Origin of the sequence: Nostoc sp. (genome assembly GCF_036917235.1) — a bacterium.
GTDB lineage: Bacteria > Cyanobacteriota > Cyanobacteriia > Cyanobacteriales > Nostocaceae > Nostoc.
The window spans coordinates 41,408-56,035 of record NZ_JBALDU010000012.1 but is presented as its reverse complement, the minus strand read 5'-3'; the positions used below and the strand labels follow the sequence as shown (position 1 = coordinate 56,035).

General features: G+C 44.2%; 8 protein-coding genes. 4 read left to right on the top strand and 4 right to left on the bottom strand.

The genetic code is table 11. The annotated features are described in order from the left end of the window. The first annotated feature begins 25 nt into the window (after positions 1-25). From V7K44_RS04160 to V7K44_RS04145, 4 genes are all read left to right on the top strand, one after another. On the top strand, positions 26-463 hold the full coding sequence (locus V7K44_RS04160; protein ID WP_334928917.1) for a DoxX family protein: 438 nt from the start codon (positions 26-28) through the stop codon (positions 461-463). A gap of 23 nt (positions 464-486) precedes the next feature. Beyond that, positions 487-1,053 (top strand): DUF2808 domain-containing protein, encoded by a 567-nt coding sequence (locus tag V7K44_RS04155; protein ID WP_334928915.1) that lies wholly within the window; start codon positions 487-489, stop codon positions 1,051-1,053. A 264-nt stretch (positions 1,054-1,317) separates the two neighbouring features. Then, the gene (locus V7K44_RS04150; protein WP_334928913.1) at positions 1,318-2,637 is read left to right on the top strand and encodes an acetyl ornithine aminotransferase family protein; all 1,320 of its coding nucleotides are present in this window, start codon (positions 1,318-1,320) and stop codon (positions 2,635-2,637) included. Positions 2,638-2,691: 54 nt separating this feature from the next. Next, positions 2,692-3,606, top strand: coding sequence for a DUF1338 domain-containing protein (locus V7K44_RS04145; RefSeq protein WP_334928911.1), 915 nt, complete (start codon positions 2,692-2,694; stop codon positions 3,604-3,606). Between the two features lie 228 nt (positions 3,607-3,834). On the opposite strand, the gene V7K44_RS04140 is transcribed toward V7K44_RS04145, so the two are convergent. From V7K44_RS04140 to nifJ, 4 genes are all read right to left on the bottom strand, one after another. After that, positions 3,835-4,113, bottom strand: a complete 279-nt coding sequence (locus tag V7K44_RS04140; protein WP_334928909.1) for a hypothetical protein — start codon at positions 4,111-4,113, stop codon at positions 3,835-3,837. 78 nt (positions 4,114-4,191) lie between these two features. Further along, positions 4,192-6,690, bottom strand: coding sequence for a beta strand repeat-containing protein (locus V7K44_RS04135; protein ID WP_334928907.1), 2,499 nt, complete (start codon positions 6,688-6,690; stop codon positions 4,192-4,194). A 120-nt stretch (positions 6,691-6,810) separates the two neighbouring features. Further along, entirely contained in the window at positions 6,811-9,663 is a 2,853-nt protein-coding gene (locus tag V7K44_RS04130; protein ID WP_442940660.1) for a hypothetical protein, read from the bottom strand. Between the two features lie 1,093 nt (positions 9,664-10,756). Continuing rightward, positions 10,757-14,383, bottom strand: a complete 3,627-nt coding sequence (nifJ, locus tag V7K44_RS04125) for a pyruvate:ferredoxin (flavodoxin) oxidoreductase (protein WP_334928903.1) — start codon at positions 14,381-14,383, stop codon at positions 10,757-10,759. Positions 14,384-14,628: the final 245 nt, after the last annotated feature.

The following is a 14,628-nucleotide window of genomic DNA, read 5'->3' as shown; positions in this document are numbered from 1 at the left end:
GCAAGTATATAATGAGGCAAAAACCATGAAAAAGTATAAGGAAATATTACGTGTCATCCTTGCTATATCGATAATTGTAGTTGGAGTGACACACTTTGTGATTCCAGAACCTTATGTCAAAATTATGCCACCGCAACTTCCTTACTCTTTAGGATTAGTTTATCTCAGTGGCTTTTATGAAATTTTGGGTGGTATTGGGTTATTAGTTCCGCCTGTAAGTCAAGCTGCTGCTTGGGGACTTATTGCCCTTTTTATTGCGGTTTTCCCTGCCAATATCAACATGGCGGTTAATCACATTCAGCTAGAACATATACCAAATTCACCTTGGGTACACGTAGTTAGACTTCCTTTTCAAGCTGTTTTAATTGCTTGGGCTTGGTGGTACACAAAATCTTCGTTTGGGGAAAAACAAGCTTCTATCATTCCTATGTCATTGATTCCCAAGGAACTAGAATTAGAATAAGTGCGTTTTTTTATATCTGAATCATGCGCCTTGCAACTTTGTTTGGAATAACACTCTCGTTAGCAATAGGCATTGGAGAAGTTACGCTGCCCGTGACTCAAGCTGTGCAGCTTAGAGATGGCTTAGTCTATTTCGTCCAACCGCCAACACTTGTTAACGCGACAACTACTTACAAAGAGGTGAATTTTTGGGGCGCAACTTACTATTTCACTATCAATGTGCCGGAAAATGCTGGAGAATCCCTCCAGAAGGTAACGATCGCACAAAAAGAGGGATCGGAAAACATCCGCTACAATCTTGATGATACCCGTGCATTTGTCGGCACACGCTTACGCAAAGAAACGCAACTGAAACTAGGTTCAGTCACAAACGACCGCGACACACGCACGGTTTCTGTAAACTTTGACCCACCTGTGACTCCAGGACAGACAATTACCATCGCCCTCCGTCCTGTAAGTAATCCGAGCTTTTCTGGTGTCTACTTATTGGGTGTTACAGCATTCCCTGTGGGTGAAAAATCTCACGGTCAATTTCTTGGCTTTGGACGATTTCAGTTTTACAGCAATAGAGGAAGTTGGTGGTTCCCATAGAGGGAATAGGGAATATTTTCTAAAAGTTGTGTTATAAAAACGGGCAAGAGTCTTAAACAATACGAAAGGGCTTACCATCAAGCTTTTCCGTTAAATACTTCTGAGGATTCAGGAAAAATTAGCTGTATTTTTTCTGAGTCACTGACGTGTACTCTGATTTTTCGGTAAATGCGTAATTCTTACAGCAATGGAATCAAATGCTACTGTCAGCAATCAAGCTTTAGCGTTTAATCATCAGTAATCTTTAAAAATCCGAAAAAAAATATGTTAAGTATTCCTATTAACTTAAATTTACCTCGTATACCCCGTTTAGTAACTTCCTTACCTGGACCTCGCGCTCAAGCTATTGTACAACGCGATCGCGCTGTAACTTCCCCTTCTTATACCCGCGATTACCCGTTAGTTGTATCTCGCGGTCAGGGCTGTATGGTAGAAGATGTAGATGGCAATGTATTTCTGGATATGACCGCAGGTATTGCCGTTACCGCCACCGGACACGCCCACCCGGAAGTCGTCAAAGCAATTCAAGAACAGTCGGCGCGTCTGTTGCACATGTCAGGGACAGATTTTTATTATGAACCGATGGTGGAATTAGCGGAACAATTAGCAATTTGCGCTCCCTTTCCCCACCCACAGAGTAATGCTGTGTTTCCCGCAAAGATATTTTTCACCAATTCCGGGGCAGAATCTAACGAAGGAGGAATCAAACTAGCTCGATATTACACCAAGCGATCGCTAATCGTAGCCTTCTTAGGTGCATTTCACGGACGCACTTATGGGGCAATGTCTCTCACTGGTTCCAAAGCAGTGCAGCGAGCTAATTTTGGGCCTTTAGTTCCTGGGGTAACTCATATCCCTTATGGCACTCACGCTAGCTTAGATTACTTGGAAAAACAGCTATTTACGACGATTTTACCACCGCAAGAAGTAGCGGCGATCGTAGTGGAACCGATTCAAGGAGAGGGTGGATATATCGTACCCGAAGATGGTTTTTTGCAGCGAATTCGGGAGATATGCGATCGCCACGGTATTCTGATGGTAGTGGATGAAGTGCAAGCGGGGATGGGGCGGACTGGTCGCTTATTTGCGATCGAGCATTGGGGTGTGATGCCTGATATCATTACTACTGCTAAAGGTATCGCCAGTGGTATGCCATTAGGAGCGATACTTGCCAGACCAGAGTTAATGACTTGGCCTCCCGGTTCTCACGCTACCACATTTGGCGGTAATCCCGTAGCTTGTGCTGCTGGTATTGCCACACTGCGACTGCTAGAAAGTGGTTTGATGACCAACGCTACCAAAATGGGAGAATTATTACAAGCTAGTCTAACCGAATTGCATCAAAAATTTCCGAGAGTATCGCCGCCACGAGGTAAGGGTTTGATGGTAGCGGTAGATTTATTGGATGAACAGGGTAATCTTGATTATAAATTGCGCGATCGCATTATCCAAGAAGCTTTTTTACGCGGTTTATTATTGCTAGGTTGCGGTAAAGCAGCAATTCGTTTCTGTCCCCCTCTAGTTATCGACAGCGACCAAATTCAAATAGCCCTTCAGATTATCAGCGAGATTTTAACTTCTTAGGGGAGTGGGGACATGGGGAATAACAAATGACCAATGACAAATGACAAATGACCAATGACAAATAAAATAGCCCTTCATCTATGGAAATTACTTTGGCAAGAGTACAGCACCAGAGTAAATCATGCCCGTACCTACCAGCAAATGATTACTGCTGCGGGTGGGATTATCGCCAACGACCACATCGCCTTTCGGTCTTTGCGTTTATTAGTAGATACTCCACAAGGTCAACTTAACCTGGGTATTGACTACCTCGGACAACTTGCAGAAGCTTTAGGTTACGTGGCGGCTGGAGAGTATACTTTTGCTCAAACTCATTTGTACGCCCGTCATTATCGTCATCCACAGCAAGAGGAATTTAATTTACCGAAGCTGTTTATCAGCGAGTTAATTGTCGATGAATTACCTGCTAATATTGCTCAACTCATCTTTAAAACAGTATCTTCAATCCCTGACGAACTGACCTCACCCCTTACTCTTCTACAAAAAGACGCGAATATTGAAACCATAGCCAAACAACTCCAGCAAGTCTTTACTCGTCCTTGGCTACCTCCCCAGCGTTCTGTTGTTGAAGAGGTGAATCAGGTTACTCAGTATGGGGCTTGGGTGTTGCTGCACGGATATGCTGTCAATCATTTCACAGGTTACGTCAACAGACAGAATACTCCAGAATATCCAGATATCGATACTACCGCAAGTGGTTTGGCTAACCTGGGTGTACCAATGAAAGCAGAGATAGAGGGAAATGTTGCTTGTGGTTTGCGACAAACTGCAACTCAAGCAGTAACAGAAATGGTGACAGTATTAGATGATAACAGTGGTGCAGAAATTCAGATTCCTTGGACTTATGCCTATTATGAAATTGCCCAGCGCTATCTAGTAGAAGTGGAATCTGGAAAGCAGCAGCTTTTTGATGCTTTTCTAGGAAGTAATGCCCAGCAATTGTTTGAAATGACTCGTCTATCTAAATAGGCAGAAGGCAATAACAATTCAAAATTCAAAATTCAAAATTTACCCTTACAGGGAAACAAGCTATGCGTAGCGTGTAGCAGACAAGCCTCTCGTACTACTTCGTGGCAGCAAGCTACGCGTTAGTGTCTCCGTTCGCGCAGCGTCTCTGACAGGCTAAGGTGTAGGCACTATAGTGGTTCTTAGTTGCATAGAATACAGACCTAACCCCCAGCCCCTTCCCTTCTAGCGTTAGGGAGTAAAATTCAAAGCCTCTCTCCTTTTAAGAGAGAGGAATGGAAGTGAGGTCAAAGTGTATTGCATCCGAACGAGAAGCGTTATAGTATCTTGACCATACAATCGCATTGCATCGACTGACAATCGCATTGCATCGACTAACAATCGCATTGCATCGACCAACAATCGCATTGCATCGACTAACAATCGCATTGCATCGACCAACAATCGCATTGCATCGACTGACAATTGCATTGCATCGACTGACAATTGCATTGCATCGACTAATATCATGTCCGGCTAAAGTCAAAATTTGGTGTTCCAAGCTTGAAACTTTGTGTTGCCAGCTTGGAACACTGTGTTTTGAACGAACTATGCTTGCAACACAAAATCAGATGCCGTGAGAGTTGGCGCATTAGTTAGAGTCGCAAATAGACCACCAGTGCCAAAACCAGGCGCACTGCCATTTTGGTTGTAGAACAATTCCCCACTCACAGGGTTGTAGACAATTTTCGCCGTGCTAGTCCCGGCGGAAGTTGTGATTTTAAAATCACTGGCGTTACTAAAACCTGTTCCAGCAGTAGAAGCGATCGCATTAAAGGTAGTCTTATCTAAGATTATCTTGTCATCTTGAGAGTGTTTGAAGTCACTAATGGTATCGACACCAATAGCAGTCAGGGCAAAAGGAGCATTGGTATTGTAAAGAAATCTGTCAGCACCCGCACCACCAACAAGAATATCATTGCCTGTACCGCCAATGAGAGTATCATTACCAGCGCCACCCCGCAGTAGGTCGTTGCCACTCTTACCGTTAATGGTATCGTTACCCCCTTGACCATTAATCACATCATTTGAGTTGTCAAAACCCTTGATGTTGTTGTCAAGGTCATTAAGGAATGTCACTGTGTTTTTGTTAAACAAATTAGTTTGAGTGGACTTGGCATCGAAGACATCAAAATTGTCAGCGATACTGGTCTGTCCATCAAACAAGATATTCGCAATAGCTGCTCTTTTAGACAATGCAGGTAAATTATCCAGGTTTTCTAGTTGAAAGTTTTTGAGGATGACTTTGGTATTAGCGACACCTTCAAAAGTGACTTCTAAGTTGTTGCCATTTTGAGTTAATTGTAAATTTCGGGCAGTTAAGCCAGAACCAGTAAATTGCAGTGTATCAACATTAGCGATCGTTGTTGCTGATGGGTTTAAGCCTTTACTTACGCCACCAAAATCGGTGATGATGTCATTGCCATCACCAGGGGTAAATACAAATGTATCTTTACCACCGTTGCCTGTAAGGGTATCGTTACCAGCTTTGCCGTCGATGGTGTTGTTGCCAATTGAGCCGAAAAGGGTATCCGCACCAGAGGTTCCCGTTAAGATAGCGGTGCTGCTAGTGCCAATATTTTTTCCGCCAAATAACACGTAGCTCTGTCCTGAACTGGTACCGTTGGGGTCGGCATTTAGTGCCCCGATAATCAGGTCGTCAAAACCGTCACTGTTGATATCTCCCGCACTACTAACTGAGTAGCCTAAAGAGTCACCTGCATTGATGCTGTTGATGACAAAGCCATCAGTGCCATTGAGGTTAGAGAGGTTGAGTTGGGCATCAAAACCGGACTTCCTGCCAAACACTACGTAGCTCTGCCCAGAATAGTAAGAGTAGTCGCTTGAGGGGTTGGCAGAGGGTGCGCCGATAATCAGGTCGTCAATGCCATCGCCGTTGACATCTCCCGCACTACTGACTGAGAAGCCTGAACGGTCACGTGCATTGATGCCGTTGATTACAAAGCCGTTAGTGCCGTTGAGGGTGGAGAGGTTGAGGCTGGCATCAAAACCACCCTTGCTGCCAAACACCACGTAAGTATGGGTAGTAGTAAGTGTCCCGATAATCAGGTCGTCAAGACCATCGCCGTTAATGTCTCCCGCACTGCTGACTGAATAGCCAAAGTAGTTATTTCCATCAGTCCCGGTATTGATGGCAAAGCCATTAGTGCCATTGAGTGTGGATACGTCAAATTGGGCATCAAAACCCCCCTTGCTGCCAAACACCACATAGCTTTCTCCTGATTCACCGAAGTAATGGGAGGCAAAGGGTGCCCCAATAATCACGTCGTCGATGCCGTCACCGTTGATGTCTCCTGCACTGCTGACAGACCGACCTAAGTTATCACCCGAACTGAAGCCGTTAATCGCAAAGCCATTAGTGCCGTTAAGGGTGGAGAGGTCAAAACTGGCATTAAAACTCTCCTTACTCCCAAAAACTACATAGCTCTGCCCTAACTGCTCTATGGCACCCCTTGCGCCGATAATCAGATCGTCGATGCCGTCGCCATTGATGTCTCCTGCACTGCTGACAGAGTAACCTGACAAGTCACCTATACTAAAGTAATCTGATATATTAATTCCATTGATGCCGTTAATCGCAAAGCCATTAGTACCGTTGAGGGTGGAGATGCCAAATACCACGTAGCTCTGCCCTGAGTCTTCACCGTTGGGATTGGCATCTGGTGCGCCGATAATCAGGTCGTCAACACCGTCGCCATTGATGTCTCCCGCATTACTGACTGAGAAGCCTGAATGGTCATATTTATTGATGCCGTTGATGGCAAAGCCATTAGTGCCATTGAGAGTGGAGAGGTTAAGTTGGGCATCAAAACCGGACTTGCTACCAAACACTACGTAGCTCTGCCCTGAACCGATGCCGTTGGGGTTGGCATTGACTGCGCCAATAATCAGGTCGTCAATGCCGTCGCCGTTGATATCTCCCGCATTACTGACGGGCTTGCCTGAGTTGTCACCTGGATTGATGCCGTTGATCGCAAAACCGTTAGTGCCGTTGATGTCAGAGAGGTTGAAAACTGAATTTGCCATGAGTTTGTCTTTTTGTTTTTACAAATAAAAATTTAAACAATAAACACAGGTTGTTACAGTAGTACAAATTGGAACTAGAAGTTTGCTGTTCCAAACTTGGAACTCGGTATTTTGGGTAAACTATGCTTGCAATACAAAATCAGATGCCGTGAGAGTTGGCGCACCAGTTAGAGTTGCAAATAAACCACCACTGCCAAAACCTGCTGCGCTGCCATTTTGGTTGTAGAATAACTGCCCACTCACAGCGTCGTAGACAATTTTCGCCGTGCTAGTCCCAGGTGTAGAAGTAATTTGAAAATCACTGGCGTTGCTGAAACCTGTTCCGGCAGTAGAAGCGATGCCTACGGCAACCCCTTCGCGTAGCGTCTCCGACAGGAGAAGCGGGAGCGCGCCAAAGGTCGTTTTATCCAGTAAAATCTTGTCACCTTGGGATTTGTTAAAGTCACTAATGGTATCTACACCAATTGCAGCGCCGTTAAAAGCAGCATTAGTGTTGTAAAGGAATATATCAGCACCAGCACCGCCAACGAGAGTATCATTACCTGCGCTACCAATGAGGGTATCATTGCCAGCGCCACCACGTAGATAATCGTTGCCACTCTTACCATCGATGATGTCATCACCTCCCTGACCATTAATCACATCATCGGAGTTGTCAAAACCTGTAATGTTATTGTTAAGGTCATTGAGGAAAGTCACTGTGTTTTTGTTAAACAAGTTAGTTTGAGTGGAGTTAGCATCGAAGACATCGAAACTGTCAGCGATGTTAGTCTGTCCATCAAACAGGATATTGCCTACAGCTGCTCTGCTATCTGATGCTGGTAAATTATCCAGGTTTTCTAGTTGAAAGTTTTCCAGGATGACTTTGGTATTGCTTATATCTTCAAAAGTGACTTCTAGATTGTCGCCATTTTGAGTTAATTGCAGATTTTTAGCAGTCAATCTACTACCTGTAAATTCCAACGTGTCAACTTGAGGAATCACAGCTACTGAAGCTTTTGAACCTTTGCCTACACCGCTAAAGTCGGTTATGGTGTCAATGCCATCGCCAGGGTGAAAGATAAATTTATCTTGACCACCCAATCCCTGAATGATGTTATTGTTGGGCGTACTGATGAGAATATCTCCACCAGGAGTTCCGGTGATAAATTTCTGGCCACCCAAGCTGGTTATTGCCACTGCACTGGTGTTACTGAAACCTTGCCCGTCATCAATGACAAACTCAATTATGGTGTTAACAGTAGTGGCAGCAGTATTGTTGTAAGTAAGGCTGTTGAGAACTTGTCGGTAATTAGCAATGCTATCAGTGCCGTTCAGGGTAAGAGTACCTGTGCTGACGTTGTAGGTAGAGGTGATGTTACCAATGGGAGTGGCATTGAGACTTTCAGCTGCGCTATTTAAGAGATTGGTAATAGTGATAGTGGCACCAGCTAGGGTAGTGTTGTTATCGCTAAGGGTGAAGTTGCGATCGATGATGGAGACCGGAGTGCCACTAAAGGTGGTACTAAAATTAATTCCTGAAGAATTGCCGTTGAGGTCGAGGACGGGGGCGCGGTTGCCAAATAACACATAACCTCCTTGTCCCCCGATAATTACATCGTCAAGACCATCGCCGTTGATGTCTCCCGCACTGCTGACAGACCTGCCTGATGAAAATAAACTTGAATTGCTTTTAATGATAAAGCCCGACGTGCCGTTAAGGCTGGAAAGATCAAAACTGGCAGCAAAACCGGACTTACTGCCAAACACCACGTAGCTCTCCCCTGAATGATTTGACCCGATAATTAAATCGTCGATGCCGTCGCCATTGATGTCTCCGGCACTACTAACAGAGATGCCTGATTGATCGTCTACATTGATGCCGTTGATGGCAAAGCCGTTAATGCCATTTAGATCAGAGAAGTTGAGTTTGGTATCAAAACCAGACTTACTGCCAAACACCACGTAGCTCTGCCCTGAGTAAACATTGTAGGTGGATATATCATATGCCCCGATAATCAGGTCGTCGATGCCGTCACCATTAATGTCTCCCGCACTGCTAACAGAGATGCCTGAGTTGATGCCGTTAATGACAAAGCCGTTAGTACCGTTGAGGGTGGAGAGGTCTAGGCTGCCACTAAAATCGGACTTGCTGCCAAACACCACGTAGCTCGTCCCTAAGAAGTGGCCGTTGGCGTCGTTACCTCTTGATGTCACAATTAGGTCGTCAATGCCATCGCCGTTGATGTCTCCCGCACCGCTGACAGAGTAGCCTAAGTCGATGCCGTTGATGATAAAGCCGTTAGTACCGTTGAGGGTGGAGAGGTCAAAGCTGGCACTAAAATCTTTTTTGCTGCCAAACACCACGTAGCTCTGTCCTGAAAAGTAGCCGTTGGGAGAAGAAACTGGTGGTGGTGCCCCAATAATCAGGTCGTCAAGACCGTCACCATTAATATCTCCTGCACTGCTAACAGACTTTCCTGGTGAGATGGAACCTGGATTGATACCATTGATAGCAAAGCCGTTAGTGCTGTTGAGAGTGGAAAGGTCAAAGTTGGCACTAAAACCGGACTTGCTGCCGAAAACCACGTAGCTCTGTCCTGAATAGTTGCCATTGGGTGAGGCGCCCTTTGCCATAATAATCAGGTCGTCAAAACCGTCGCCATTGATGTCTCCGGCACTGCTAACAGGATTGCCTGAGAAGTCACGTGGATTGATGCCGTTGATGGCAAAGCCATTAGTGCCGTTGAGGGTGGAAAGGTTGAATTGGGTATTAAAACCTTTCTTGCTGCCAAACACCACGTAGCTCTGCCCCGAATACTTGCCGTTGGGGTCGGCATCTGATGCCCCAATAATCAAGTCGTCAAGGCCGTCGCCGTTAATATCTCCGGCACTGCTTACAGAAGTGCTTAAAAGGTCATTTGGATTGATGCCGTTGATGGCAAAGCCGTTAGTGCCGTTGAGGTCAGAGAGGTTAAAAACTGAATTTGCCATCATTTCTCCTAATATTAGTTTTTATGAGTTATTTTGTCGTTAGTCACAATCGAAGACACTAGTACTTTGTCAAACTAGTTTTGAAAGTTTGTAGTAAGCACTTTAGTGCTTAGAAAGCTTAGAAAATAACGACTAAAGTCTTGACTACGAACTTGCTTACTCATTAAGTTGAAATTGACAGACCACTAGTACCGCAAGGCGTAATTCGTAATTTGTCATTTCCATTGCATAAAGGTTTTAAAGATTCCATCAGGGTAGCTTATTGACGCCAAGCTAGCCTAAAAGGCTGAGTACCAAGCTGCTCGAATGGAATTATTGTGAAAAATATTAAGACAATTTGCTCTCTTCACCTCTCTACCACTGGCATTACATTGCCAATTTGTGACTGCGTTTATAGATTGCGCGATGTCTACGACGGGCTACGCCTACGCACCAGATATTTTCTAAAATTTAGCTATATATCTATTAATTCCCCCTCGCTTATCGTCTGTCATACCCTTTTACTGCTACATCCGACCGATAGCGAGAATTGAATAATTCGCAATTCGTAATTAGGAAGTTTAATCACGAATTACAAGCTTACAGTTATAAATTCTATTGATAGCGGTCTTTTGATATCAGCTAGTCAACCGATTGAATTTTGTAAGCAAAAATTACTTTAATATTTTAATAACTGTTAAATCACTTAAATACTCTAATGAATATCTAAGCATTGTCAATAGGCTAAGTGTAATTTTGGTAAAGTTAGAATGAATTTTAGGAAGTGCTATATAAAGTTTTTGCGTAGGAGTAGCCTGTAGTCGATATTGCACTCTTATTACAGATTCTCTTGAGGAAGCAAATTCAAAATTTGCGCGTTTATTGGCTAAAACTTGGGTTCAGCACAACTAAAACTACAGCGTTAGTAACGAAAATAATAATTTTACTAACCAAAATGGTAATTTTGTAACGAAAATTATGATGTTTGTAACAAAAAAAATGATTTTACTAACCAAAAGGGTGATTTTGTAACGAAAATTATAATGTTTGTAACAAAAATAACGACTTGAGTTACTCAAATCGTTACTTTTATAACTAAAATTAGGGCTAATGTTCAGAGAATCTCGCGCTTTGCCAAATATTGGTACATTTGCCAACGGGCATCTACCTCAGCTTGAGCTTGTTCTAACAAGTGTTTGGCAACGTCAGGCTTACTCTTAGTGAGCATCTTGAAGCGATTTTCTTGATACATCGAATGTTCTACAGATTGTGTAGGCGATCGCATATCCAATTGCAATGGATTTTTACCCTGGTTAAGCAACTCTGGATTATGCCGATACAGCAACCAACGACCTGATTCTACCAGAGTTTTCTGATGATTCATCCCTGTGGTCATGTTAATACCGTGGGCGATGCAATGGCTGTAAGCAATAATCACTGATGGGCCATCATAAGCCTCTGCTTCTAGAAATGCTTTCAGGGTATGTTCATCTCTAGCACCAAGGGCTACACTCGCTACGTAAACATTTCCGTAGGTCATGGCAATCATTCCTAAGTCTTTTTTCGGTGCTGGCTTACCACTGGCGGCATATTTAGCAACTGCGGCTCGTGGCGTAGCTTTGGAAGATTGACCGCCTGTATTAGAATACACTTCTGTATCCATTATCAAGATGTTGACATTCCGACCACTAGCAATTACATGATCGATGCCACCAAAATCGATATCATAAGCCCAACCATCACCGCCAACAATCCAGACGCTTTTTCTCACTAAGTAATTAGCAAGAGATTTGAGATTTTGGATTTGAGATTTCAGATTAGGATCGAGAGTTACAATTTCATCTAACCTCTGCTGCAACAGTGCTATCCTTTCGCGCTGTTCCCAAATGTCAGCCTCAGATTTTTGTTCAGCTTTCAGGATTGACTGGACAAGGTTTTCATCGATTTCACTTCCCAATCGTTGCAACAATTCCGCCGCAAACTCAGCTTGTTTGTCGAGAGAAAGGCGGAAGCCAAAACCGAATTCGGCGTTATCTTCAAATAGATTATTAGACCACGCCGGGCCACGTCCTTCGGCGTTAGTTGTCCAAGGTGTGGTGGGAAGATTACCACCATATATTGAAGAACAACCTGTTGCATTGGCGATGACGGCGCGATCGCCAAACAATTGTGTTAATAATTTTAGATAAGGTGTTTCACCACAACCTGCACAAGCACCAGAGAATTCAAATAATGGTTCTTGCAGTTGTTGTTGGCGAATCTGATTTAATTTTAGCGATCGCCTGTCAGGATTAGGTAAACTCAAAAAGAAATCCCAGTTTTTTCGTTCTTGCTCTTGTAATGGCAGTTGCTGCGCCATATTAATCGCTTTCCGCAATGGCTCAGATTTATCTTTAGCAGGGCAAATATTTACACAAATCGTGCATCCTGTACAATCTTCTGGGGCAACTTGAATGGTAAATTTTTGATTGGCAAAGTCTTTATCTTTTGCACCAATTGACTTGAAGGTTCCTGGCGCATTAACTAACTTATCCGCTTGATAAGCCTTGGCACGGATGGCACTGTGGGGACAAACCATCACGCACTTACCACACTGAACGCAGACATCCGGCTCCCACACAGGTATCTCTTCGGCAACGTTACGTTTTTCCCACTTGGCAGTACCTACAGGAAAAGTGCCATCAACTGGTAATGTGCTAACAGGTAAGTCATCACCTTCCCACACCATGATTTTGCCTAGAACTTCTCGCACAAATTCGGGAGCGGAGTCTGGCAATTTTGCATTTTGGATTTTGGATTTTGAATTGTTGATTGTTTGTGGGACATCTACTTTATGCAAGTTGTCTAAGGTGTTGTCTACAGCTTGCAAGTTCATGCGGACAACTTCTACGCCTTTTTTACCATAAGTCTTGTCAATCGCTTGTTTGATTTTAGCGATCGCTTCTTCTTGTGCCAAGACTCCCGCTAAGGCAAAGAAGCATACTTGCATTATGGTGTTAATTCTGCCACCCATGCCACTTTCACGGGCAACCTGGCTAGCATTGATTACGTATAACTTTAAATGCTTGTCGATAATTTGCTGTTGCACCTTCAACGGCAGATATTCCCAAACCGTATCTGCATTGTATGGACTGTTAAGCAGCAAAGTTGCCCCAGGAGTAGCAGACTTCAAAATATCTATGCGTTCCAGAAATCCCCAGTGATGGCAACCAATAAAATTGGCTTGGTCAATCAAGTAGGTGGAGCGAATTGGCTCTTTCCCGAAGCGGAGGTGAGAGACAGTCATCGAGCCAGATTTTTTGGAGTCAAAGACAAAGTAGCCTTGGGCGTAATTGTCAGTTTCTTCACCAATAATCTTGATGGAGTTTTTGTTAGCGCCAACTGTACCATCAGCACCTAACCCATAGAACATTGCCCGAACAACATTATTCGATTCTGTAGAGAAACTAGGGTCAAAGCTCAAAGATGTATGACTAACGTCGTCATTAATGCCAATCGTAAAGTGATTTTTTGGTTTAGCTTGGGCAAGATTGTCAAAAATGCCCTTCACCATCGCCGGAGTAAATTCTTTAGAAGAAAGACCGTAACGACCACCAATAATTTTAGGCAGAGGGGCAGGGGGCAGGGGGCGGGGGAGAAGATCCTCCCCTCTGCTCCCTGCTCCCTGCTCCCCTGCCTCTTCTCCCCACGCTTCATGAATAGCAGCCACAACATCCAAATACAAAGGCTCCCCAGCGCTACCTGCTTCTTTGGTGCGATCGAGAACTGCGATCGCTTTTACACTAGTGGGTAATACTGCAACAAACCTTTGGACATCAAAGGGGCGATAAAGTCGCACTTTCACTACACCAAGTTTTTCACCACGGGCGTTCAGGTAATCTACTGTTTCATGGACGGTTTCACAACCTGAACCCATAAGAATGATAACGCGATCGGCATCGTTAGCACCGTAATATTCATAGATTTGATAATGCCTTCCCGTGCGTTCTCCAAATTCATCCATGATCCGCTGGACAATTTCTGGACAGGCTTTGTAATAAAGGTTAGCGCCTTCCCGTCCTTGGAAGTAGACATCGGGATTTTGGGCAGTACCCCGCAATACGGGACGATCTGGGGTGAGGGCGCGGCTGCGGTGGGCGAGTATTAGGTTATCGTGGATGAGCGATCGCAAATCATCATCTGAAAGCAATTTGACTTTCTGCACTTCATGTGATGTGCGGAAGCCGTCAAAGAAATGCATAAACGAGACTCGCGTCTCTAAGGTAGCAGCATGGGCGATAAGAGCAAAATCTTGACTTTCTTGCACCGAAGCCGAACACAGCAGGGCGAAACCAGTTGCACGAGCTGCCATTACGTCGCTATGGTCGCCAAAAATTGATAAAGCATGAGTAGCCAGGGAACGGGCGGCAACGTGAACCACAGCGCTAGTCAACTCACCAGCAATTTTGTAAAAATTGGGTATCATCAACAATAATCCCTGAGATGCCGTGAAGGTTGTACTCAGAGAACCTGTTTGCAATGCCCCATGCACAGCACCAGCAGCTCCCCCTTCGCTCTGCATCTGCACGACGCTGGGAACAGTACCCCAGAGATTAGGACGACTTTCTGCCGACCAAGCATCTGCCCATTCACCCATTGCTGAAGAGGGGGTGATAGGATAAATGGCAATCACTTCATTTAATTTGTAAGCAACACGGGCAACAGCCTCATTCCCATCGATAGTTGCAAAGGTTTTGTTCATAACTTGATTTTTGTCCCCGCCTCAAAACTGCATTGTCAGAACACGTGAATATAAGAATCAGAAATAGCCAGAATTAGAAAGTTAGTGTATTGTATGCATTAAGATTTAGCGGTAGGATTTACTCCGCATTTAAAGGATAATTTATTGATGGTTTTAGGCTCTTAAATTAACTTTCAACCAATACTGCATCTATTAATTATCTCATTTGCAATACTGCATCTATTAATATGCATTAATAATGTACT